The organism is Variovorax sp. Soil_C_26, from assembly GCF_057657075.1.
In genome coordinates this window covers 48,828-71,066 of sequence record NZ_JBDGJC010000001.1, presented here as the reverse complement: position 1 = coordinate 71,066, position 22,239 = coordinate 48,828, and the positions used below count along the sequence as shown (strand labels likewise).

The window sequence follows — 22,239 nt, the reverse complement described above, 5'->3', positions numbered from 1 at the left end:
TCTCCGCGTGTTGGCCAGATTTCCTACTAATGCAGAGGAAGCGTGCCCACTCTGCTCAACATTGATTCGCGTAGGCTCGGCACCACCTCCGTTGCCTTCGCCTCATGACGACCAACCCGCCCGCCCTTGCCGACGTGCTGCGCCCGCTGCGCGACGCCACCCACGAACTGCACGAGACGCTCGACAGCCAGCTGCCGATCGCACGCGAGGAGGCCACGCTCGCCGACTATGCGGCGCATCTGCGCGCGCTGCGTCCCTGGCTGCAGGCGGTGCGCGAGGCGCTCGCAGCGCCCGGCATCGCAGGCCTCGACCGCGTGGCCGCGCGCACCGACCAGCGGCTCGCGGTCCTGGCGCTCGATCTCGACGACATCGGCGGCACGTATGTTACGCACGGCGGGCCCGATGACCGCGCCGCGCTGGCGCAGGAGGCCGCACGCGAACCCGCCTTCGCCTGGGGCCTGGCCTATGTGCTCGAAGGCTCGCAGCTCGGCGGCGCGGCCATGCACAAGCGGCTCGCACCGCGGTTCGCGCCGCATCCGATGCGCTACTTCCAGCCGGTCGATGCAGCCTGCGGCCTGGCGGCGCAATGGAAGGACTTCGTGGCCCAGCTCGGTGCCGCGTTGGTCGATCAGTCCGCGGCCGATGCCGCGCGCCGTGGCGCCGTGGCCGGCTTCCGAAGCCTCATGCCGCGCTTCGGCCTGTAGGAAACGGCCGACGAGCCCGACGAGAACGCCAAGGCATGATCCCAGCGGCTCCCATTTCCCCTCAGACCTCGTGCGGCGCGGCTCGCGCCCATTGACACCCATCGTGCCCCAGCCTCTCGCATCCGCATCCGTTCCTTCCCATGCCTTGCGGCCTCCCGAGGTCGATCTCTCGTCCTGCGAGCTCGAGCCGATCCGGGTGCCCGGTTCGGTCCAGCCGCACGGCCGCATGCTGGTGCTGGCGCCCGGCGACTTGCGCCTGCTCGCCTGGAGCGACAACTGGCCCGAAGGCCAGGCCGAGGCAGCCTGCGACACCGTGCGCGCCCTCGCATTGCCCGCGCTGGAGCCGGGCGCCATGCCGGTGTCGCTCGGCGCGCTGACGCTGGCGGGCGGGCGTTTCGACGTGGCAGTGCACTGCAGCGAGCGCCATGTCTTCGTCGAGTTCGAAGCCGCGCGCCCCGCGGCCGGCAACGATGCGCCGATCTACACGCTCGGCCGCGTGTTCCTGCCGAAGCTGCAAGAGGCCGCGACGCTGGAGCAGCTCACGCAGCTGGCCGCGGCCGAGATGAAGCGGCTGACCAGCTTCGGACGCTGCCTGATCTACCGCTTCGATGCCGAGGGCCACGGCGAGGTGCTGGCCGAGGAGGCCGAGCCGGGCTACGACAGCTATGCCGGCCACCGCTTTCCGGCCACCGACATTCCGCAGCAGGCGCGCGCGCTCTATCTCGTCAACCGCTTCCGGCTGATCGCGGATGCGAACTACACACCGGTGCCGCTGCGCGCCGCCGACCCCACGCTCACCGCGGCCGACCTCGACATGTCGCAGGCGCAGCTGCGCAGCGTGTCGCCGATCCACCTCGAGTACATGCGCAACATGGGCACGCTGGCGTCCATGTCGGTGTCGATCGTGATCGACGGCCGGCTCTGGGGCCTGATCTCGTGCCACGACCACCAGCCGCGCTTTCTCGACACCGGGACGCGGCTGGCATGCGAACACCTGGGCCAGCTGCTATCGCTGCAGATCCAGTCGAAGGAAAGCAACATCGCAGTGGCGGAGCGGCTCGAACTGCGCCAGACCACGCTGCAGATCGTCTCGCACCTGGCCGACAGCGATGCCACGCTGCAGCGGCTGGTCGCCGAGTCGTCGCTCATGCTTCGCCTGGCGCGTGCCACTGGCGCGGCCGTGGTGCTGGACGACGAGGTCTGGAGCGTGGGCGACGTGCCGGCGCGCGCGCAGGTGCTGGCGCTGGCCGATTGGGTCGCGGGGCTCGGCGTGGAGGTCTACGACAACAGCGCGCTGTCGGCGCACTTTGCGCCGGCAGCCGAGTTCCGCGAGTTCGCGGCGGGCGTGCTCGCGATCTCGATCTCGCAGGTGCATCGGCACCTGATCCTGTGGTTCCGGCCCGAGCTGGTGCAGACGGTCCAGTGGGCCGGCGATCCGAAGAAGCCGCAGCAGCGCGCCGGCAGCGGCCGCATCCACCCCCGGCTGAGCTTCTCGAGCTGGATCGAGGAGGTGCGCGGCCGCTCGGCGCCCTGGTCGCCGGCCGAGGTGGGCGCCGCGGTCGAGCTGCGGCAGGCGCTGATCGGCGTGGTGCTGCGCCGGGCCGAGGAGCTGGCCGCCGTGGCCACCGAGCTGGGGCGCGTCAACAAGGAACTCGAGGCCTTCTCATACACCGTGTCGCACGACCTGCGTGCGCCCATGCGGCACATCGCGGGCTATGTCGACCTGGTTGCGCAGACCGAGGGCAAGCAGCTCAGCGAGCGCGCCCACCGCTATCTCGGGCACGTCAAGGACGCGGCCGCGTTCGCGGGGCAGATGGTCGATGCGCTGCTCGACTTCTCGCGCATGGGCCGCGCGGCGCTCAAGCGGCGAACGGTCGACACCGGCTCGCTGGTCGAGGGGCTGGTGCGCGAGCTGGCGCGCCTGGAGCCGGCACGGCGCATCGAATGGAATGTCGACCCCGCGCTGCCCGTGCTGCATGCCGACCCGCTGCTGCTGCAGGTGGCGGTGCGCAACTTGCTCGCCAATGCCGTCAAGTACTCGCGCACGCGCGATCCGCAGCGCATCGCGGTGCGCGCGATCCGCGGCGATCTGGGCAGCGGCCTCGAGGTCGAGGACAACGGCGTGGGCTTCCAGATGAAATACGTCGACAAGCTGTTCGGCGTGTTCCAGCGGCTGCACCAGGCCGAGGATTTCGAGGGCACGGGCATCGGCCTGGCCAATGTGAAGCGAATCGTCGAACGCCACGGGGGCAGGGTCTGGGCCAAGGGAACGTTGAACGAAGGCGCGACCTTCGGCTTCGTCCTGTCCGATGCGGAGCCAGGCAACGACAACGCGGCCGGCACGCCGCCTGACAACGGAGAAGGACATGCTTAAGCCGATCCTGCTCGTCGAGGACGACAAGCGAGACCTGGAACTCACCCTCATCGCGCTCGATCGCAGCCAGCTCGCGAACGACGTGGTGGTGCTGCGCGACGGCGCGCAGGCGCTCGACTACCTGCGCCGCGAAGGCGACCACGCCGAGCGCAGCGAGGGCAACCCGGCGGTGATCCTGCTCGACCTCAAGCTGCCCAAGGTGACCGGGCTCGAAGTGCTGCAGGCGGTGCGCGCCGACGCGGCGCTGCGCAGCATCCCGGTGGTGATGCTCACCTCCTCGCAAGAGGAGACCGACGTGCTGCGCAGCTACGAACTCGGCGTGAATGCCTATGTGGTCAAGCCCGTGGCCTTCGATCAGTTCGTCTCGGCGATCGCCGAACTCGGCATCTTCTGGGCCGTGCTCAACGAGCCGCCGCCCGGCTCGCTGAAGGCCGCGCGCCGACATGAATGAGCGCGAGGTCGCAAGCGGCGAGGGCGGGCCGATCGACGTGCTCATCGTCGAGGATTCGCGCTTCGACGTCGAGCTGCTGACCGAGGCGCTCGCCCAGGCGCTGCCCGCCGCGCGCACGCATGTCGTGCGCGACGAGCAGGGGCTGGCCGCGGCGCTGTCCGAGGGCCGCTACGCGCTCATCCTGTCCGACTACGAACTGCCGGGCTTCTCGGGCGAGGAGGCGCTGGACATCGCGCGCCGCCTGGCGCCCGAGACGCCGGTGATCTTCGTCTCGGGCGTGATCGGCGAGGACAACGCGGTCGAACTGCTGCGCCGCGGCGCGGTCGACTACGTAAGCAAGGGGCGGCTCGCGCGCCTGCCGCTGGTGCTCGACCGCGCACTGAAGGAAGCGGCCGACCGCCGTGCCAAGCGCCTGGCCGAGTTCCGGCTGCAGGTGGCGAACCAGGCCTTCCGCGAGGCCGAGTCGCGAAGGCTCGCGCTCATGGAGCTCGGCGACCGCATCCGCGACATCGACGACCCGGGCGAGATCGCCTACCTCGCATCGGCCATGCTGGGCCAGCGCCTGGGCGTGGACCGTGCCGGCTACGGCCTGGTCGACAAGGCGGCCGAGACGATCCAGATCGACCGCGACTGGACCGCCCCCGGCGTGGCCAGTCTCGCGGGACTGCTGCGCTTTCGCGACTACGGCTCCTACATCGAGGACCTGCTGCGCGGCGTGACGGTGGCCTTCGCCGACGCGCGCACCGACCCGCGCACGTGCGACAACGCCGACGCACTCGACGCGATCACCGCGCGCGCCGTGGTCAATATGCCGCTCACCGAGCGCGGCGGGCTGGTCGGGCTGCTGTACCTCAACCACGGCCAGGTGCGCGAATGGACGCCCGACGAGCTCGACTTCATGCGCGAGACCGGCGACCGCGTGCGTTCGGCCATCGCGCGGCGCGAGGCGCAGATGGAGCTGAAAGCCTTTGCCGAGTCGCTCGAGCGGCAGGTCGAGGAACGTGCAGCCGAGCTCGAGACCGCGCGCGAGCAGCTGCGCCAGAGCCAGAAGCTCGAGGCCGTGGGCCAGCTCACGGGCGGGCTCGCGCACGACTTCAACAACCTGCTCGCAGCCATCAGCGGCAGCCTCGAACTGATGCGCCGGCGCGGGCTCGACGGCCAGCGCGCCGAGATGGAGCGCTACATCGGGGTGGCGCAGGGCGCCGTCAAGCGCGCGGCCGCGCTCACGCACCGGCTGCTCGCGTTTTCGCGGCGCCAGACGCTGGAGCCGAAGCCGCTCAACGCCAACCGGCTGGTGTCCGACATGGAGGAGCTGCTGCGCCGCACGCTCGGCCCGCAGATCGCGCTCGAAGTGGTGGCGGCCGTGGGCCTGTGGAACGTGCATGCCGACCCGAGCCAGCTCGAGAACGCGCTGCTCAACCTGTGCATCAACGCGCGCGACGCCATGCCCGAGGGCGGCAAGCTCGTGATCGAGACGGCCAACCGCTGGGTCGACCTGCGCACGGCGCAGGAGCGCGACATGCCGATGGGGCAGTACGTGTCGCTCACCGTCAGCGACAACGGCGTGGGCATGGCGCCCGAAGTGGTGGCGCGGGCCTTCGACCCTTTCTTCACGACCAAGCCGATCGGCATGGGCACCGGGCTCGGGCTGTCGATGATCTATGGCTTCGCGAAGCAGTCGGGCGGCCAGGTGCGCATCTATTCCGAGGTCGGCAAGGGCACCTCGGTGAGCCTCTACCTGCCGCGCCACGATGCGCAGGAAGAAGCCGCCAGCGAACCGGCCGAGGCCACGCTCGCGCCGCGTGCCGACCAGGGCGACACCGTGCTCGTGGTCGACGACGAGCCCGCGCTGCGGATGATCATCGTCGAGGTGATGCGCGGCCTGGGCTACGCCACGCTCGAGGCCGGCGACGGCGCGGGCGCGCTGCGCATCCTGCAGACGCCGCGCCAGCGCATCGACCTGCTCGTGACCGACGTGGGCCTGCCCGGCGGCATGAACGGGCGGCAGGTGGCCGACGCGGCACGCAGCGCACGGCCCGGCCTCAAGGTGCTGTTCATCACCGGCTATGCCGAGAACGCGGTGCTGAGCCACGGCCACCTCGAACGCGGCATGCACGTGATGACCAAGCCCTTCGAGATGGACGTGCTCGCACGCCGCGTGAAGGCGCTGATCGAGGCGGGTTAGGGCTTATCGCTGCGCGGCGATCGGCTCGAGCCCGGTCTTCGCGATGACGGGCGCCGCCGCGGGCGCCTGCAGGTAGCGGATCAGCTGGCGCGCGGCCTCGGGTTGCGCCGCGGCCGTGGCGATGCCGGCCGAGAACACCGTGACGCGTTGCACTTCCGCGGGCAGCGGCCCGATGTAGTCGATGCCGGCGATCGGCAGCAGCTCGCTCACCTGCTGCAGCCCGAGCACCGCATCGCCGCGCGCCACCACCGTGCCCACGCGCTCGCTGAGGATGCGCTTGCTCTTGGGCTTGACCTCGGCCTCGATGCCGAGCTTCTTGAGCAGCTCGGTCTCGTAGTAGGTGCCGCTCGCGCTTGCCGAATAGGCGATCGACGGCGCGGCCAGCAGCGTGCGCTTGAGCGCCTCGACCGAGCCGATGTCGGGCTTGGGCGCACCCTTGCGCACCGCGAAGCCGATCGACGAGCGCACCAGGTCGACCTGGCTGCCGGGCACCACCTTGCCCGCCGCCACCAGCGCGTCGAGCGCGGGCCGCGCGAGGATCACCACGTCGGCGGGCTCGTTGCGCGCGAGCCGGCTCGGGATCGAATCGCTGGCATTGCCCATGGAGGCGCCGTAGGCCGTCTTCACCGTGCGGCCGCTTGCACGTTCGAAGCCCGGGCGCAGTTCGTTGTAGGCCGCCGTGAAGCCGCCCGAGGTCATCACGTGCAGGTCGGCGCCGGCCGTCGGCGGCGCGCTGCCGAAGCTGCCGCAGCCGGCCAGCACGGCGGCCGCGGCAAACAGGGCGGCGCGGCGGGTGAGGCGATTGATCCCGGTGACGGGGGCCGGGTCGGGGCGGGTGCGAAACGTCATGGCGTATGTCTCCAAGGTGTTGTGCTCGGCCCATCTTAGGAAGCGAGGCTGTCAATCACCCCTCACCGGCCTCGGGGTATTCACCGAGGTTGTTGCCAATCGGTCAGGCGAGGTGTCCGCTTGCAAGCGCCGCGGCGGCCGCGCGGGTTTCCACCCCGAGCTTCTCGAAGATGTGCTCGAGGTGCTTGTTGACCGTTCTCGGGCTGGTGCCGAGGATCTCGCCGATGTCGCGGTTGGTCTTGCCCTTGGCGAGCCACGACAGCACCTCGGTCTCGCGTGGCGTGAGGGCTGCTTCGGCCAGGCGCGTGGCCGGGCCTTCGCGCTGGATGGCGAACAGCAGCATGGTCTCGCCGAGCGCCGCCGCGCCCAGGTTGCGCACCGACAGGCGCATGGCCGTGGCGGTACCGATGGCGATCGAGGCTCCCGGCGCCAACGCGGGCTCGACCGACGCAGGCAGGCGGCCCGGCGCCACCGGGTCTTCGAGCGCATGCAGCCACAGCGCGGCCTGCGGCGAGCGCCAGGCGATGCGCCCGCGCGTGTCGACGAACACCACGCCCATGCCCGCCACGTCGACCGCGTCGCGCGCCATGCGCGTGATGCGGGCGTTGCGCGTGTGTGTGTGCAGGCGCGCCAGCACTTCCTGCGCGCGGATCGGCTTCACCACGTAGTCGACGCCGCCGCACTCGAAGCCTTCGACGACGTGCGCGGTTTCCGACAGCCCCGTCATGAACAGCACCGGAATGTGCGCGAGCGCCGCATTGGCCTTGATGCGCCGGCAGGTCTCGAAACCCGAGAGGCCGGGCATGAGGCCGTCGAGCAAGATCGCGTCGGGAACCACCAGCTCGAGCCGCTGCAGGGCGGACTCGCCGTCGGCGGCCACCAGCACGGTGTAGCCGCTGGCCTCGAGCGTGTCGCACAGCATGCCCAGGCTGCTGGGGGCGTCGTCGACCACCAGCACGACGGGGCGTTCGGACAAGGTGTCAGGAGGAGGCGAGGGTGTCTGCATCTTCTGCCAGTGCGTTGCGGAGCGTGTCGAGTTCAAAGCGCGTGACCATGCCGCGCAGCCAGGTGCAGGTGGCGGCCGCATCGGGCGAGGCCGCGGCCAGCCGATCGAGCGCGGTGTGCAGGCCGCGCACATGGCCCATCTGCACCAGGCGCATCAAATCGGCGCGGTCGTCTTCGCCGAACACGAGCAGGGGCGGGCGTGCCGGCGCCGTGTCGGGGTCGGCCGACGGCGGCATGGCATCGCCCGTCGCCAGCCATTCGAGGCCGAGGTGCCGCTCCAGCGTGGCGATGAGTTCCGACTCGATCACCGGCTTGCCCACGAAAGCCTGGCAGCCCGCGGCGCGCAGCCGGTCGGCCTGGTTCTCGAACATGTTCGCCGAGACGATGATGATCGGCAGCTCGGTGAAGCCCGAGGCTCGCACCGAGCGCGCGGTCTGCCAGCCGTCCATGTCGTCCATCGTCAGGTCGAGCAGGATGGCCGAGGGCAGCTCTTCGCGCAGGCTGTCGAGGCACTCGGTGCCGCTGGCCGCCTCGCGCACCGTGAAGCCCAGCGGCGCGAGCATGCCGGCGAGCATCTGGCGCTGCACCGGCTGGTCGTCCACCACCAGCAGCGTGCGGCGCTCGCCCAGGTAGCCCGACACCGGCAGGCGCGAGCCGGCCTGCGGGCCGGGGTCAGAAACCTCACGCAGGTACACGCGCACGCTGAAGGTGCTGCCCGCCGACGAGGTGGCCGCCAGCTTGAGCTCGCCGCCCATGAGCGAAGTGAGCAGCCCGGTGATCGTCAGGCCCAGCCCGGTACCCGGCTCGCCCCGCCGGCGCCCCGCGGCGCCGCGCTCGAAGGGCAGGAAGATGCGCTGGTGGTCTTGCGGCGCCACGCCGATGCCGGTGTCGACCACGTCGAAGCGCAGCACCTCGCGCCGCGCATCGACATGCAGCGTGACGGTGCCGCTGTCGGTGAAGCGAACGGCGTTGGTCAGCAGGTTGATGAGAATCTGCCTCAACCACTTCACGTCGGCATGCACCCACGGCGGCAGCCGCCCGGAATGCGTGTAGACGAACGCGAGGCCCTTGGCCTCGGCCTGCGGCCGCACCATCTGCACCACCTGGTCGAGAAAGGCCGGCAGCGCGAGCGCCGAGGGCTCCAGTTGCAGCCGCCCTGCCTCGATGCGTGCCAGATCGAGCAGGCCGTCGATGAGGCCCAGCATGTGCTCGCCGCTGCGGTGGATGGTCTGCACCGCCTCGCGCGGCGGCAAGGCCGCCTCGCCGCCCTTGAGCAGGATCTGCGAGTAACCCAGGATGCTGTTGAGCGGCGTGCGCAGCTCGTGCGTCATGCCCGCCACGTAGCGCGTCTTGGCCTGGTTGGCGGCCTCGGCGGCTTCCTTGGCGGTCTGCAGCGCCGCATCGGTGCGGCGGTGCGCTTCGATTTCGAGCGCGAGCAGGTTGTTGTGGCGGTTCGATTCCTCTTGCGCCATCTGCCGGCTCTCGCTGCCCAGCACCACCCACCACGCGGCCACGGCGGCGATCACCGAGAGCAGCGCGAAGACCTTGAGAAAGGCCGTCGCCATCGCCGGATCGACGGTGCCGGCGATGGCCTCCTGTGCGTAGACCACGCCCACCACCGTGGCGAGCAGCGCAACCAGCGAGGTGGCGACCAGCAGGTAGTGCGCGACGCGAAAGTTGAGCCGCGCCGACAGCGCCGGCGGCAGCAGCGCCTGCAGCCAGCCGCTCATCTGCTCGGCCGCGCGCGAGTCGGTCTTGCAGCGATCGTGGCAGCGCGACTCCAAGGTGCAGCACAGCGAGCAGATCGGCGCGCTGTAGGCCGGGCAATGGGCCATGTCTTCCGACTCGAAGCTGTTGTCGCACACCGAGCACTTCACGCTCTGGCCCGGCGTCCAGCGATCGATGTCGGTACGCGCCAGGTAGTAGCGCCCGCGTGTCTTCCAGGCCAGCAGCGGCGACACGGCCATCGCCGTGGCGAGTGCGATGAACGGCGAGAAGGCCCGCGCCCACTGGCCGAGCGCGCCCGAGTAGGCCAGCATCGCCAGCGCCGCAGCCACCAGCATCGCGACGAGGCCGACTGGGTTGATGTCGTACAGGTGCGCGCGCTTGAACTCGATGGTCTTCGGGCTCCAGCCCAGCGGCTTGTTGATGACCAGGTCGGCCACCAGTGCGCCGACCCAGGCGATGGCGATGTTGCTGTAGAAGCCCAGCACGTGCTCCAGCGCGGCGAACACGCCCAGCGCCATCAGCAGGATCGCGATGGCCACGTTGAACACCAGCCACACCACGCGCCCCGGATGGCTGTGCGTGAGGCGCGCGAAGAAGTTCGACCACGCCAGCGAGCCCGCATAGGCATTGGTGAGGTTGATCTTCATCTGCGAGACGACGACGAACAGCACCGTGATGCCCAGCACCCAGGCCGGGTCGCGCAGCACGTACGAAAAGCCCGTGAGGTACATCTGCGTCGGCTCGATCGCATGCTTGGCCGCAATCTCGTGCTGCAGCGCGAGGAACGCCAGGAACGCGCCGCCCATCATCTTCAGCATGCCCGGCACGATCCAGCCCGGCCCGGCGATCAGCACCGCGGCCCACCAGCGCCCGCGGTTGGCGGCGGTCTTCTCGGGCAGAAAGCGCAGGTAGTCGACCTGCTCGCCGATCTGCACCACGAGCGAGAAAGCCACCGTGGCCGCCGCGCCGAACATCAGCGGATCGAAGTCGCTGCTGTCGGAGGTGCGGCCTACGAGCCCGGTGAAGTCGGCATACAGCTCGGGCTTCTTCACCAACACCGCGATGAAGGGGCAGACGAACAGAACGATCCAGATCGGCTGCGTCCACAGCTGCAGTCCCGAGATGAGCGTGATGCCGCGCGCCACCAGCGGAATGATCACGATCGAGGAAACGAGGTACAGCAGCCACAGCGGCCAGTCGAGGTACATCTGCAGCGCCAGCGAGAGGATGGCGGCCTCGAGCGCGAAGAAGATGAAGGTGAAGCTCGCGTAGATCAGCGAGGTGAGCGTGGAGCCCAGGTAGCCGAAGCCCGCGCCGCGTGTGAGCAGGTCCATGTCGACGCCATGGCGTGCGGCGTAGTAGGAGATGGGCAGACCCGTGAGAAAGGTGATGAGCCCCACCACCAGGATCGCCCACAGTGCGTTCGAAAAACCGTAGCTCAACGCGATGGCGCCGCCGATGGCCTCCAGCGCCAGGAACGAGGTGGCGCCGAAGGCCGCATTGGCGACGCGGAACTCCGACCACTTGCGGAAGCTGCGCGGCGTGTAGCGCAGCGCGTAGTCCTCCAGCGTTTCGTTCGCGACCCAGGCGTTGTAGTCGCGGCGGATGCGGAAGATCTTCTGTCCGGAGACGGATGTCATGGCGGGTTCTCGCGGCGGCGGCAACGGTGGCATGCGGCAGGTACAGCAAGAAGCGCTCCCTGCGGTCTCCTGCGTTGTCTGGCTCGGGAGTCTGCGGGTGGGGCGGGGCACCGCCGCTACGTTGAATGACGTATTCGCGCAGAGGCAAGTGATTTCTAAAGTACCAGCCATGGTGCTAGCGGCACCGTCCGATGCACTTCGATGGTGCGCGGCTCTCCCTTCTTTCAACCTGCCTGGAGTTCCTGATGTCGCGTGATTCCGACCCTTCCTCTCTCGATGCCATGGCACTGCGCCGCCGTCGCTTGTTGCAGGGCGCCGCCGCGCTGCCCGTGATGGGCCTGAGCGGCCTGAGCTTCGGCCAGGGGCAGTTCCCCACGGCCAAGGTCAACACCACCAAGCTCGCGGTGACCGACACGGAAGTGACGGTGGGCCAGCTGCATTCGTCCACCGGCACGATGGCGATCTCCGAAACCGGATCGATCCAGGCCGAGCAGCTTGCGATCGACCAGATCAACGCGATGGGCGGCATCCTGGGCCGCAAGATCAAGGTCATCAAGGAAGACGGTGCCTCCGACTGGCCCACCTTCGCCGAGAAGTCGAAGAAGCTGCTGGTCAACGACAAGGTCGCGGCCGTGTTCGGCTGCTGGACCAGCGCCTCGCGCAAGGCGGTGCTGCCGGTGTTCGAGAAGGAGAACGGCCTCTTGTACTACCCGACCTTCTACGAGGGCCTGGAGCAGAGCAAGAACGTGATCTACACGGGCCAGGAAGCCACGCAGCAGATCATCTGGGGCCTGGACTGGGGCGCCAAGGAGAAGAAGGCCAAGACCTTCTTCCTGGTCGGCTCCGACTACATCTGGCCGCGCACCTCGATGAAGATCGCGCGCAAGCACATCGAGAACTTCCAGAAGGGCTCCGTCAAGGGCGAGGAGTACTACCCGCTGGGTCACACCAACTTCAACTCGCTGATCAACAAGATCAAGGTCGCCAAGCCCGACTGCATCTTCGCGGCGGTGGTGGGCGGCTCGAACGTCGCGTTCTACAAGCAGCTCAAGGCCGCGGGCATCACGGGCGACAAGCAGTTCCTGTTGACGCTGGCCGTGACCGAGGACGAAATGACCGGCGTGGGTGGCGAGAACTTCGCGGGCTTCTATTCGTCGATGAAGTACTTTCAGTCGCTCGACAACGAGAACAACAAGAAGTTCGTCGCGGCCTTCAAGGCCAAGTATGGAAAGGACGCGGTGATCGGCGACGTCACCCAGGCGGGCTACCTCGGCCCGTGGCTGTGGAAGGCGGCGGTCGAGAAGGCCGGCAGCTTCGACGTCGACAAGGTGGTCGCGGGTTCGCCGGGCATCGAGCTGAAATCCGCGCCCGAGGGCTACGTGAAGCTCGACGCGAACCACCACCTGTGGAGCAAGGCGCGCATCGGGCAAGGGCTGCCGGACGGCTCGTTCAAGGTGGTTGCCGAGTCGGCCGAGCTGATCAGGCCCGATCCGTTCCCGAAGGGCTACCAGTAAGTCTTTGCCTTTCTCCCTTCCCCTTGGGGGGAGGGCAGGGGTGGGGGCAAGCGGCGCCACCACTGGTCACGCTCTGTCTGCCCCCATCCCAACCTTCCCCCAGAGGGGGAAGGAGCCAATACCTCAACACCGGAACACCGTGCCATGACGCTGTCGGACATGTGGAACATCGGCCTGATGCAGGGCTTCGCGGGGCTGAGCCTCTTCGCGGTGCTGCTGCTCATGGGTCTCGGGCTCGCGATCATCTTCGGCCAGATGGGCGTCATCAACATGGCGCATGGCGAGTTCATGACCATCGGCGCCTATTCGGTCTTTTTGGCCGCGCAGCTGACCGAGCGGCTCTCGCCGGCCTTCATGCCGTACTACTTCCCGATCGCGATCGGGCTGGCCTTCGTGTTCGCCTTCATCGCCGGATGGCTGGTGGAGTGGGCGCTGATCCGGCACCTGTACAAGCGGCCGCTCGACACGCTGCTGGCCACCTGGGGCGTGAGCCTGGGGTTGCAGCAGATCTTCCGCACCTTCATCGGGCCGAAGGAGGTGAGCCCGACGCTGCCCGACTGGCTGATGGGTTCGTGGACGCCGCACGAGGGGCTCGACATTCCGATCAACGGCCTGTTCGTGCTGGCGCTCACCGGGCTGGTCACGGGCGGCGTGCTGCTCGCGCTGCACCGGAGCCGCTGGGGCCTGCGCGTGCGCGCGACGGTGGCCAACCGCACGATGGCCAACGCCACCGGCATCGACACCCGCCGGACCGACCGCCTGACCTTCGCGATCGGCTGCGGCGTGGCCGGCGTGGCCGGCGCGGCCTTCACCACCATCGGCTCGACCGGGCCGACCTCGGGGTCGCTCTACATCGTCGATGCCTTCCTGGTCGTCACCTTCGGCGGTGCCGCCAGCTTGCTGGGCACGGTCGTCTCGGCCTTCGGCATTGCGCAGACGCAGTCGATCTCGGAGTTCTTCATGACCGGCTCGATGGCCAAGGTGCTGACGCTGTCGCTGATCGTGCTCATCCTGATGATGCGGCCGCAAGGGCTCTTCGCCGTCAAGGTCCGTCGCTGATCCCCGCTTCTTCCCGGAGAACCTCTCGATGAATATCCTCAAGGCCTCGGTCCGGCGCTACCAGCTCGGCAGCCTCCTGCTGCTGGTGCTGCTGCTCGCGGTGGTGCTGCCGCTCACGCTCGACATCTTCCGGCTCAACCTCGTGGGCAAGTACCTGACCTACGCCTTCGTCGCGGTTGGCCTGGTGATGGTGTGGGGCTACGGCGGCGTGCTGAGCCTGGGGCAGGGCGTGTTCTTCGGCATCGGCGGCTATGCGATGGCGATGTTCCTCAAGCTCGAAGCCTCCGACCCCGTCACGACCAAGATCCAGTCGACGCCGGGCATTCCCGACTTCATGGACTGGAACCAGATCACCGAGCTGCCTTTGCTGTGGCTGCCATTCAAGAGTCTGCCGCTGAGCCTGGCGCTGGTGGTGCTGGCGCCGATGGCGCTGGCCTGGCTCGTGAGCTTCGCGATGTTCAAGCGGCGCGTGGGCGGCGTGTACTTCGCGATCATCACGCAGGCGGTGGCGCTGATCCTCACCGTGCTCATCATCGGCCAGCAGGGCTACACCGGCGGCGTGAACGGCATGACGGACCTGAAGACGCTGCTGGGGTGGGACACGCGCACCGACAGCGCGAAATACATCCTCTACTACGTCTGCGTCGGGCTGCTGGTGGCGAGCATCGTGCTGTGCCGCTGGATCCAGACCAGCAAGCTTGGCACGCTGCTGCTCGCGATGCGCGACAAGGAAGACCGCGTGCGTTTCTCGGGCTACGACGTGTCGAACTTCAAGGTCTTCACCTTCTGCCTGGCGGCGGGGTTGTCGGGCATCGGCGGCGCGCTGTTCGCGCTGCAGGTAGGCTTCATGTCGCCGAGTTTCGTGGGCATCGTGCCCTCGATCGAGATGGTGATCTTCTGCGCCGTGGGCGGCCGCATGAGCCTGGTGGGCGCGGTATACGGCGCGCTGCTGGTGAATGCCGGCAAGACGCTGTTCTCCGAAAGTTTCCCGGACCTTTGGCTCTTCCTGATGGCGGGGCTCTTCATCGGCGTGACCATGGCGTTCCCGATGGGGCTTGCGGGGCTGTGGGACGAGAAGATCCGGCCGTGGTGGAAGGAGCGCCGCCAGGCGCTGCGCGATGCTGCGGTGAAGCCGCCTGCCGCCGTGCCTGCCGCCACCACGCCGACCGCCACGCCCGACCCGCAGCTGCCCGACGGCGTCGGCAGCCAGCGCGCCTGAACCCCGGAGCACCGCACCATGAGCAATACCGACTTCGCCCTCGCGGTGGAAGACCTGAGCGTGTCCTTCGACGGCTTCAAGGCCATCGACGACCTGACGCTCTACATAGATCGCAACGAGCTGCGCGTGATCATCGGCCCGAACGGCGCCGGCAAGACGACGCTGCTCGACCTGATCTGTGGCAAGACGCGCGCGAGCGCGGGCAGCATCAAGTTCAAGAACACCGAGCTCACCAGGATGGCGGAGCACAAGCGAGTGCGGCTGGGCATCGGGCGCAAGTTCCAGACGCCTTCGATCTACGAGAACCTCAGCGTGTTCCAGAACCTGGAGGTGTCGTTTCCGAAAGGCCGCTCGGTGTTCGGCGCACTGGCTTTCAAGTGCGACGACGAGGTGAAGTCGAAGGTGCAGGCGGTGGCCGAAGACATCGGTCTGGCCGACAAGCTGCGCACCGAGGCGGGCCTCTTGAGCCATGGTCAGAAGCAGTGGCTCGAGATCGGCATGCTGCTGATGCAGGAGCCCGAACTGCTGATGCTCGACGAGCCGATCGCCGGCATGAGCGCGCGGGAGCGCGAGCTCACGGCCGACCTGCTCAAGCGCATCTGCCAGAACCGCGCCGTGATCGTCATCGAGCACGACATGGCCTTCGTGAAGCAGATCGCGCACAAGGTCACCGTCATGCACCAGGGAAAGATCCTCGCCGAAGGGCCGATGGAGAAGGTGCAGGCCGACCCGAAAGTCATCGACGTCTACCTGGGGCACTGAACCATGAGCACCATCATGCTGAAGGTCGAAGACCTGCACGTCGCCTACGGGCAGAGCGAGGCGCTGCACGGCCTCTCGTTCGAAGGCCATGCGAACGAAACCATCGCCATCATGGGCCGCAACGGAATGGGCAAGACCACGTTGTTCAAGAGCCTCATGGGCATCCTGCCGCTGAAGAGCGGGCGCATCGAAGTGGCGGGGCAGGACGTGTCGCGCGACGAGAGCTTCAGGCGCGTGGCCAAGGGCATCGCCTACGTGCCGCAGGGGCGGATGATCTTCCCGACGCTGACGGTCGAAGAGAACATCCAGACCGGTCTGGAGAACTCGAAGACCCGGCGCATCCCCGATGAAATCTACGCGCTGTTCCCCGTGCTGTGGGACATGAAGCGCCGCAAGGGTGGCAACCTTTCCGGCGGCCAGCAGCAGCAGCTTGCCATTGCGCGCGCGCTGGTCACCGATCCCAAGGTGCTGCTGCTCGACGAGCCCACCGAAGGCATCCAGCCTTCGATCATCAAGGACATCGCGAAGGCGCTCAACGAGATCCGCAAGCTGCGCGGCATCACGATCGTCGTCTCCGAGCAGGTGCTGAGCTTTGCCATGGACGTGGCCGACCGCCTGTTCGTCATCGAGGGCGGCCGCCTCGTGCACGAGACCGCGCGCGACAAGACCGACGTCGACCGCATCAAGGCCTATCTCTCCGTTTAACCACCACCAACCAGGAGCCACTGCACATGACGGACACGCTGATCAAGGTCGACCTGACCAAGCCGCCCACCGAAAACGAGATGATCCACAACCGCTGGCATCCCGACATCCCGATGGCATGCTGGGTGAATCCGGGCGATGACTTCATCCTGGAGACCTTCGACTGGACCGGCGGCTTCATCAAGAACAACGACAGCGCCGACGACGTGCGCGACATCGACCTGAGCACGGTGCACTACCTCTCGGGCCCGGTGGGCGTGAAGGGCGCCGAGCCCGGCGACCTGCTGGTGGTCGACCTGCTCGACATCGGCGCCAAGCCCGACAGCCTCTGGGGCTTCAACGGCTTCTTCTCGAAGAAGAACGGCGGCGGCTTCCTGACCGATCACTTTCCCGAAGCGCAGAAATCGATCTGGGATTTCAAGGGCATGTTCACGAGTTCGCGCCACATCCCGGGCGTGAACTTCGCGGGCCTGATCCACCCCGGCCTCATCGGCTGCCTGCCCGACAAGCCCATGCTCGACATGTGGAACGAGCGCGAGAACGCGCTCATCGCCACCGATCCGGACCGCGTGCCCGGCCTTGCGAACCCGCCGTTCGCGGGCACCGCGCACATGGGGAAGATGACCGGTGAAGCGCGCGCCAAGGCCGCGGCCGAAGGCGCGCGCACCGTGCCGCCGCGCGAGCATGGCGGCAACTGCGACATCAAGGACCTCTCGCGGGGCGCGAAGGTGTTCTTTCCCGTCTACGTTGACGGTGCAGGCCTCAGCGTGGGCGACCTTCACTTCAGCCAGGGCGACGGCGAGATAACTTTCTGCGGCGCGATCGAGATGGCGGGCTGGGTGCACATGAAGGTCACGCTCATCAAGGGCGGCATGGCGAAGTACGGCATCAAGAACCCGATCTTCAAGCCGAGCCCGATCACGCCGCAGTACAACGACTACCTGATCTTCGAGGGCATCTCGGTCGACGAGAGCGGCAAGCAGCACTACCTCGACGTGAACGTGGCCTACCGGCAGGCCTGCCTCAACGCCATCGAGTACCTGAAGAAGTTCGGCTACTCGGGCGCACAGGCCTACTCGATCCTCGGCACCGCGCCGGTGCAGGGCCACATCAGCGGCGTGGTCGACGTGCCCAACTCGTGCGCCACGCTCTGGCTGCCCACGGGCATCTTCGACTTCGACATCAACCCGAGCGCCGCCGGGCCAATGAAGGCGATCGACGGCAGCATCCAGATGCCGCTCTCGCACGACCTGCGCTGAGGACGACGCGACCATGCCGACCTACGACTACGCCTGCGCGCAGTGCGGTGGCTTCGAGGCGCTGCGCCCCTCGGCGCTGCGCGACGACCCGGCCTGCTGTCCCGACTGCGGCGACGCCTCGCCGCGCGTGCTCTCCGCCGCGCCGCGGCTGGCGCTGATGGGGGCCGACGCGCGCCATGCAATGGCCACCAACGAGCGCGCGCGGCACGAGCCGGGCAGCTCGCGCGACTACGCGCGCTTCAAGCACCCGGCGGGCTGCGGCTGCTGTTCCGGGGCCTCCCGGCGCAGCGCGACGGTGGTCGCACCGAACGGCGCCAAGTCGGCGCCGGCCAAGCGGCCCTGGATGATTTCGCACTGAGCTGCTGCTGAAGCAGCAGCGGCCGCAGCGCGCGATTGTTTCGATCCCGTGAACGCCGCGATTCTTTTCGCCGAGGTTTTTTGGAGGCCTTCAGGTTCAAACTTCATTCCATCGACCAACCCATTGAAGGAGATTGAATGAATGCCTCGAAAGTCCTCGCCGCTGCTGCCCTCTCGCTCCTGGCTGCTGCCGGTGCACATGCAGAAACCTATGACGGCGTGCACACCGTGAACTCCACCCTGTCGCGTGCCGAAGTCGCATCGCAGGCCGTGGCCGCGGCGCGTGCCGGCAACGAATACGGTGAAGCCGCCAGCGCCGGTGCGCAGCGCTTCAACTCGACCGCCGACCGTTCGGTGGTCCAGGCCGAAGCCGTCGCCAAAGCGCACGACCCGCTCGCGAGCCTCGACCGCCGCGCGTTCTTCCGCGACGAAGTGCCGCAAGCGTACAAGAAGCCCAGCGTGTCGTTGACGCGCCAGGCCGGCCTGTAAGCCACTCGCGCGGTCGCCCGCGAACAACGCCCTCCAGCCCTCCGGCCGGAGGGCGTTTGTCGTTCAGTCGACCTTGACCTGGGCGTTCTTCACGATCTCGGCGTACTTCTTGAGGTCGGCCTGGATCTCTTGCGTGAACACAGCGGGCGTGTTGCCCGAGGCGGTGATGCCGAGCGACGCGAGCCGCTCCTTCACCTCGGGCGAATGGACCACCGCATGAAGTTCGCGCTGCAGCCGGTCGACGATGGCCTGGGGCGTCTTCTTCGGCGCGAGCACGCCGATCCACGAACTCGATTCGAAGCCCGGCACGCCCGACTCGGCCACCGTGGGCACATCGGGCAGGGAGGCGAGGCGTTCCTTGCTCGACACCGCGATCGCGCGGACCTGCCCGCGCTGCACGAACGGGTAGGCGCCGGCCACAGCCGTGTAGAGCATCGGCAGCGTGCCGCCCACCACGTCGGTCAGCGACTGGCCGCCGCCCTTGTAGGGCACGTGCACGAAGTTCGCGCCGGTGCGCAGCTTCAACAGTTCGCCCGCGAGGTGCGGCGTGCTGCCGGTGCCGGCGCTGCCGTACGAGACGCCGCCCGGATGGGTCTTCGAATAGGCCACGAGCTCGCCGAAGGTCTTGGGCGGCACCGACGGGTGCACGACGATGATCAGCACGGCGTCGCCGATCTTGCTGACCGGCGCGAAGTCGCGCACGGTGTCGAAGGGGATCTTCGAGAACACATGCGGATTGATGACCAGCGTGCCGTCGAAGCCGAGCAGCAGCGTGTAGCCGTCGGGCGCGGCCTCGGCGACCATCTGGGTGCCGATGTTGCCCGACGCGCCGGGGCGGTTGTCGACCACCACGGTCTGGCCCAGGCGCGCACCGAGCTTCTCGGCCACCACGCGCGCACCGGTGTCGGTCACGCCGCCGGGCGTGAAGGGCACGACGAGCCGGATCGGCTTGCTCGGATAGTCCTGTTGCGCGGCGGCGCCCGTGGCCGCGACCGCGGCGGTGAGCGCAACGGCGCAAAGCCGTGCCAGCGATCGGCGGCGGGTGGAGCCCGTGTGGTTCTGCGGGATGGTCATCTGTCTGTCTCCTTGTTTGTTGGTCTGTCCGCTTGCTTCTTTGTCTTCGCGCGATCGGCCGGCTCAGCGCGCCCACCGCCTGTCGAATTCCCACACGTCCTCGAAGCCGATGCGGCGGCAGAACTCGTCGAAGTCGAACAGCGCGGTGTCCGGCGCCTGGCTCGTGCCGTGGGCCTTCAGGTGCTGCAGCGCGCGCGCCATCGCGGCGGCGGCCGCCAGGCTGGTCATCGAAGGGTAGATCGCGAGCGCGAACCCGATCTGGCGCAGCGTTTCGGCGGGCAGCACGGGCGTCTTGCCGCCATCGGCCATGTTGGCGAGCATCGGCGTGTCGAAGGCCTCGCAGGCGCGGCGCATCTCGTCTTCCGACTGCGGCGCCTCGAAGAACAGGATGTCGGCGCCCGCGCGCGCATAGGCCTCGAGCCGGCGCAGCGCTTCGTCCACGCCGAGTTCGGCCCGCGCGTCGGTGCGCGCGACGATGAGGAAGTTCTTCTTGTCCTCACGCGCTTCGACCGCCACGCGGATCTTGTCGACCATCTCCTGCACCGGCACGCAGCGCTTGTTGGGCGTGTGACCGCACTTCTTTGGAAACACCTGGTCCTCGAGCTGGATTGCGGTGACGCCGGCGGCTTCGTAGCCGCGCACCGTGTGGTGCACGTTGAGCAGGCCGCCGTAGCCGGTGTCGGCGTCGGCGATGACCGCCGCGCCGCCGCTGCTGCGCACCAGCGTGGCCATGCGGTCGAGCATCTGCGTGTAGGTGGCGATGCCGGCGTCGGGCAGCCCGAGGTGCGAGGCCGTGAGCCAGAAGCCCGAGCCGTAGACCACGTCGAAGCCGACCTTGGTCGCCATGGTCGCGGCGATCATGTCCTGCAGCCCCGGGGCGACGACGAACTCGCCGCGATCGAGCTTCTCTCGGAGGAGGGGGTTGGCCATGCTGCCGGTCACTCCGCCGTGATGCCGCCGCGCTGCGCGACCGCGGTCCATTTGCGCGTCTCGGCGGCAAGGAAGCTGCGGAACTCGGCGGGCGGCGTCAGCGTCATGTGCGCGCCCTGGTCTTCCATCTGCTTCATCACGGCCGGATCGGCCGCGACCTTCTTCAGGTCGCGGTTGATCTGCGCCACGACCGGATCGGGCAGCCCGGCCGGACCGAAGAGGCCGTACCAGCTCAGCGATTCGACGCCCTCGAGGCCGGCTTCCTTGAAGGTCATCGCGTCGGGAAAGAGCGCCATGCGCTTGTTGTCGGCCACCGCCACCACGCGCAGCGCGCCCGAGCGCACGTGCGGCAAGGCGGTGAGCACGCTCGTCACGCCCATTGGCAGGTGGCCGCCGATGATGTCGACCATGATCGGCGCGCCGCCCTTGTACGGCACGCCCGTGGTCTGCAGCTTGCCGGCCTGGCGGATCAGCTCGCCGGTGAGCCGGGTCTGGCCTTCGGAGTAGCCCACGCCGAGCGGCTCTTTGCGTGCGGCGTCGAGCACGTCGCGCAGCGTCTTGTAGGGCCCGTTGGCACGCACCACAAGCACCGAGGGCGAACTCGCGATGTTGGTGATCGGCGTGAACGCGCGATCGGTGTCGTAGGGCAGGTTCTTCATCAGCACCGGGTTCACGGCATGCGAGCCGACCACCAGCAGCAGCGTGTGGCCGTCGGCGGGCGCCCGTGCGACGGTGGCCGAGCCGATCACGCCGTTGGCGCCGGTGCGGTTGTCGACCATCACCGACTGGCCCCAGAGCGCCGAGAGGCGCTGCGCCATGACCCGGCCGACGATGTCGGTGCCGCCGCCGGCCGAGTAGGGCACCACGAGCGTGACGGCCTTGGTGGGAAACGCGGGCGCCTGGGCCCAGGCGCCGGGGGCCGCGGCCATGGCGGCGAGCGCGGTCAGCGCGGCGCGCCGGGTGGTGCAGAAGGACTTGGATCGTTGGCTTGTCATGTCGTCGTGTGTCTCCGTGGTGTCTTCTTCAGGCATTCGCCTTGTCGCGCTGCCGGCGCAGCCAGGCGATCGAACGGCCACCGAGCGGGCGCTGCAAACGGGCCTCGGCGAAATCGATCGCATCGAGCAGGCCGTCGGGCGCAATGCCGGTGGCGAAGCCGCTGCGTTCGGCCATCAGCACCAGGTCCTCGGTCGCCACGTTGCCAGCCGCGCCGGGCGCGAACGGGCAGCCGCCGATGCCGCCCACGCTCGCATCGAAGCGTCGCACGCCGGCCTCGAGCGCGGCCCAGGCATTGGCCACGGCCATGCCGCGCGTGTCGTGCAGGTGCACCGCGAGGCGGTCGATCGGCAGCGTGTCGGCCAGCGCGGCGAAGCGCGCCTTCACCATGCCCGGCGAGGCCGAGCCGATGGTGTCGGCGATCACGATCTCGCCGGCACCGGCCGCGTGCATGCGCGCAGCCAGGCGCAGCAGTTCGGCGAGCGGCGTCTCGCCCTCGAACGGGCAATCGAAGGCCACCGCCACGTAGGCGCGCGTGCGCAGGCCGAGCGCCTGCGCGGCGGCGAGCGTCTGCTCGCTGATCTCGGTCGCCTGGCCCAGGCCCATGTTGATGTTCTTGCGGTTCATCGTCTCGGTGGCCGAGAGCACGACCGCGATCTCGGTCGCGCCGGCCGCATGCGCACGCTCGAGGCCCTTGAGGTTGGGCACCAGCACGGAGGTGCGCAGTGTCGGCAGCGCGTCGCGCAGCATCGGCAGTAGCGTGCCCGCGTCGGCCATCTGCGGCACGGCCTTGGGCGAGACGAAGCTCGTGGCCTCGACGCTCTGCACGCCGGCCGCGGCAAGCCGGCGCACCAGTTCGAGCTTGTCGGCCGCGGCCAGGTGCACCGGCTGGTTCTGCAGCCCGTCGCGCGGCGCGACGTCGGTGATGTGGATCTGTTCCAT

At 68.5% G+C, this 22,239-nt stretch carries 19 protein-coding genes; 12 read left to right on the top strand and 7 right to left on the bottom strand.

Annotated elements, in window-relative coordinates; translation table 11 throughout:
* Positions 1-104: 104 nt before the first annotated feature.
* From AC3A6G_RS00335 to AC3A6G_RS00320, 4 genes are all read left to right on the top strand, one after another.
* The gene (locus AC3A6G_RS00335; RefSeq protein WP_487861530.1) at positions 105-704 is read left to right on the top strand and encodes a biliverdin-producing heme oxygenase; all 600 of its coding nucleotides are present in this window, start codon (positions 105-107) and stop codon (positions 702-704) included.
* 145 nt (positions 705-849) lie between these two features.
* Entirely contained in the window at positions 850-3,078 is a 2,229-nt protein-coding gene (locus AC3A6G_RS00330; RefSeq protein ID WP_487872814.1) for an ATP-binding protein, read from the top strand.
* Entirely contained in the window at positions 3,071-3,529 is a 459-nt protein-coding gene (locus AC3A6G_RS00325; RefSeq protein ID WP_487861528.1) for a response regulator, read from the top strand. Before AC3A6G_RS00330 ends, AC3A6G_RS00325 begins: the two co-directional genes overlap by 8 nt.
* Positions 3,522-5,714, top strand: coding sequence for a response regulator (locus AC3A6G_RS00320; RefSeq protein ID WP_487861527.1), 2,193 nt, complete (start codon positions 3,522-3,524; stop codon positions 5,712-5,714). The genes AC3A6G_RS00325 and AC3A6G_RS00320 overlap by 8 nt, the downstream gene beginning before the upstream one ends.
* Positions 5,715-5,717: 3 nt before the next feature.
* Here the strand turns inward: AC3A6G_RS00320 and AC3A6G_RS00315 are convergent, their stop codons facing one another.
* The 3 genes from AC3A6G_RS00315 to AC3A6G_RS00305 all read right to left on the bottom strand — a co-directional run bounded on the left by AC3A6G_RS00315 (position 5,718) and on the right by AC3A6G_RS00305 (position 10,936).
* Complete coding sequence (locus AC3A6G_RS00315) at positions 5,718-6,563, bottom strand: substrate-binding domain-containing protein (protein WP_487861526.1); 846 nt, start codon at positions 6,561-6,563, stop codon at positions 5,718-5,720.
* Positions 6,564-6,666: 103 nt separating this feature from the next.
* Positions 6,667-7,569 carry a response regulator gene (locus AC3A6G_RS00310; RefSeq protein WP_487864389.1) on the bottom strand — a complete coding sequence of 301 codons (903 nt, stop codon included), beginning with the start codon at positions 7,567-7,569 and terminating at the stop codon, positions 6,667-6,669.
* Positions 7,544-10,936 carry a hybrid sensor histidine kinase/response regulator gene (locus AC3A6G_RS00305; RefSeq protein ID WP_487861524.1) on the bottom strand — a complete coding sequence of 1,131 codons (3,393 nt, stop codon included), beginning with the start codon at positions 10,934-10,936 and terminating at the stop codon, positions 7,544-7,546. The genes AC3A6G_RS00310 and AC3A6G_RS00305 overlap by 26 nt, the downstream gene beginning before the upstream one ends.
* 245 nt (positions 10,937-11,181) lie before the next feature.
* Between AC3A6G_RS00305 and urtA the strand changes: the two genes are divergently transcribed.
* From urtA to AC3A6G_RS00265, 8 genes are all read left to right on the top strand, one after another.
* Entirely contained in the window at positions 11,182-12,450 is a 1,269-nt protein-coding gene (gene urtA, locus AC3A6G_RS00300; RefSeq protein ID WP_487861523.1) for an urea ABC transporter substrate-binding protein, read from the top strand.
* A gap of 144 nt (positions 12,451-12,594) precedes the next feature.
* On the top strand, positions 12,595-13,509 hold the full coding sequence (gene urtB, locus AC3A6G_RS00295) for an urea ABC transporter permease subunit UrtB (protein WP_487861522.1): 915 nt from the start codon (positions 12,595-12,597) through the stop codon (positions 13,507-13,509).
* Positions 13,510-13,537: 28 nt separating this feature from the next.
* Entirely contained in the window at positions 13,538-14,728 is a 1,191-nt protein-coding gene (gene urtC / locus AC3A6G_RS00290; protein ID WP_487861521.1) for an urea ABC transporter permease subunit UrtC, read from the top strand.
* Between the two features lie 18 nt (positions 14,729-14,746).
* A complete protein-coding gene (gene urtD / locus AC3A6G_RS00285; protein WP_487861520.1) occupies positions 14,747-15,490 on the top strand; it encodes an urea ABC transporter ATP-binding protein UrtD in 744 nt (247 codons plus the stop codon).
* Between the two features lie 15 nt (positions 15,491-15,505).
* The gene (urtE, locus tag AC3A6G_RS00280) at positions 15,506-16,195 is read left to right on the top strand and encodes an urea ABC transporter ATP-binding subunit UrtE (RefSeq protein ID WP_487861657.1); all 690 of its coding nucleotides are present in this window, start codon (positions 15,506-15,508) and stop codon (positions 16,193-16,195) included.
* Positions 16,196-16,221: 26 nt separating this feature from the next.
* A complete protein-coding gene (fmdA, locus tag AC3A6G_RS00275) occupies positions 16,222-17,454 on the top strand; it encodes a formamidase (RefSeq protein ID WP_487861519.1) in 1,233 nt (410 codons plus the stop codon).
* Between the two features lie 13 nt (positions 17,455-17,467).
* On the top strand, positions 17,468-17,812 hold the full coding sequence (locus tag AC3A6G_RS00270; RefSeq protein ID WP_487872813.1) for a zinc ribbon domain-containing protein: 345 nt from the start codon (positions 17,468-17,470) through the stop codon (positions 17,810-17,812).
* Between the two features lie 137 nt (positions 17,813-17,949).
* Positions 17,950-18,300 (top strand): alpha/beta hydrolase, encoded by a 351-nt coding sequence (locus AC3A6G_RS00265; RefSeq protein ID WP_487861517.1) that lies wholly within the window; start codon positions 17,950-17,952, stop codon positions 18,298-18,300.
* A gap of 63 nt (positions 18,301-18,363) precedes the next feature.
* Here the strand turns inward: AC3A6G_RS00265 and AC3A6G_RS00260 are convergent, their stop codons facing one another.
* The 4 genes from AC3A6G_RS00260 to AC3A6G_RS00245 form a co-directional block, all read right to left on the bottom strand.
* Positions 18,364-19,374, bottom strand: coding sequence for a Bug family tripartite tricarboxylate transporter substrate binding protein (locus AC3A6G_RS00260; protein WP_487861516.1), 1,011 nt, complete (start codon positions 19,372-19,374; stop codon positions 18,364-18,366).
* Between the two features lie 63 nt (positions 19,375-19,437).
* Complete coding sequence (locus AC3A6G_RS00255) at positions 19,438-20,304, bottom strand: isocitrate lyase/PEP mutase family protein (protein WP_487861515.1); 867 nt, start codon at positions 20,302-20,304, stop codon at positions 19,438-19,440.
* Positions 20,305-20,312: 8 nt separating this feature from the next.
* A complete protein-coding gene (locus AC3A6G_RS00250; RefSeq protein ID WP_487861514.1) occupies positions 20,313-21,299 on the bottom strand; it encodes a tripartite tricarboxylate transporter substrate binding protein in 987 nt (328 codons plus the stop codon).
* Positions 21,300-21,327: 28 nt separating this feature from the next.
* Positions 21,328-22,239 (bottom strand): hydroxymethylglutaryl-CoA lyase, encoded by a 912-nt coding sequence (locus tag AC3A6G_RS00245; RefSeq protein WP_487861513.1) that lies wholly within the window; start codon positions 22,237-22,239, stop codon positions 21,328-21,330.

Excerpts from the sequence above, each read along its gene's own strand:
- AC3A6G_RS00335 (WP_487861530.1), top strand. The coding sequence starts at position 105 with ATGACGACCAACCCGCCCGCCCTTGCCGACGTGCTGCGCCCGCTGCGC.
- AC3A6G_RS00325 (WP_487861528.1), top strand. The coding sequence starts at position 3,071 with ATGCTTAAGCCGATCCTGCTCGTCGAGGACGACAAGCGAGACCTGGAA.
- AC3A6G_RS00320 (WP_487861527.1), top strand. The coding sequence starts at position 3,522 with ATGAATGAGCGCGAGGTCGCAAGCGGCGAGGGCGGGCCGATCGACGTG.
- AC3A6G_RS00315 (WP_487861526.1), bottom strand. The coding sequence starts at position 6,563 with ATGACGTTTCGCACCCGCCCCGACCCGGCCCCCGTCACCGGGATCAAT.
- AC3A6G_RS00310 (WP_487864389.1), bottom strand. The coding sequence starts at position 7,569 with ATGCAGACACCCTCGCCTCCTCCTGACACCTTGTCCGAACGCCCCGTC.
- AC3A6G_RS00305 (WP_487861524.1), bottom strand. The coding sequence starts at position 10,936 with ATGACATCCGTCTCCGGACAGAAGATCTTCCGCATCCGCCGCGACTAC.
- urtA (WP_487861523.1), top strand. The coding sequence starts at position 11,182 with ATGTCGCGTGATTCCGACCCTTCCTCTCTCGATGCCATGGCACTGCGC.
- urtB (WP_487861522.1), top strand. The coding sequence starts at position 12,595 with ATGACGCTGTCGGACATGTGGAACATCGGCCTGATGCAGGGCTTCGCG.
- urtC (WP_487861521.1), top strand. The coding sequence starts at position 13,538 with ATGAATATCCTCAAGGCCTCGGTCCGGCGCTACCAGCTCGGCAGCCTC.
- urtD (WP_487861520.1), top strand. The coding sequence starts at position 14,747 with ATGAGCAATACCGACTTCGCCCTCGCGGTGGAAGACCTGAGCGTGTCC.
- urtE (WP_487861657.1), top strand. The coding sequence starts at position 15,506 with ATGCTGAAGGTCGAAGACCTGCACGTCGCCTACGGGCAGAGCGAGGCG.
- fmdA (WP_487861519.1), top strand. The coding sequence starts at position 16,222 with ATGACGGACACGCTGATCAAGGTCGACCTGACCAAGCCGCCCACCGAA.
- AC3A6G_RS00270 (WP_487872813.1), top strand. The coding sequence starts at position 17,468 with ATGCCGACCTACGACTACGCCTGCGCGCAGTGCGGTGGCTTCGAGGCG.
- AC3A6G_RS00265 (WP_487861517.1), top strand. The coding sequence starts at position 17,950 with ATGAATGCCTCGAAAGTCCTCGCCGCTGCTGCCCTCTCGCTCCTGGCT.
- AC3A6G_RS00260 (WP_487861516.1), bottom strand. The coding sequence starts at position 19,374 with ATGACCATCCCGCAGAACCACACGGGCTCCACCCGCCGCCGATCGCTG.
- AC3A6G_RS00255 (WP_487861515.1), bottom strand. The coding sequence starts at position 20,304 with ATGGCCAACCCCCTCCTCCGAGAGAAGCTCGATCGCGGCGAGTTCGTC.
- AC3A6G_RS00250 (WP_487861514.1), bottom strand. The coding sequence starts at position 21,299 with ATGACAAGCCAACGATCCAAGTCCTTCTGCACCACCCGGCGCGCCGCG.
- AC3A6G_RS00245 (WP_487861513.1), bottom strand. The coding sequence starts at position 22,239 with ATGGAACAGATCCACATCACCGACGTCGCGCCGCGCGACGGGCTGCAG.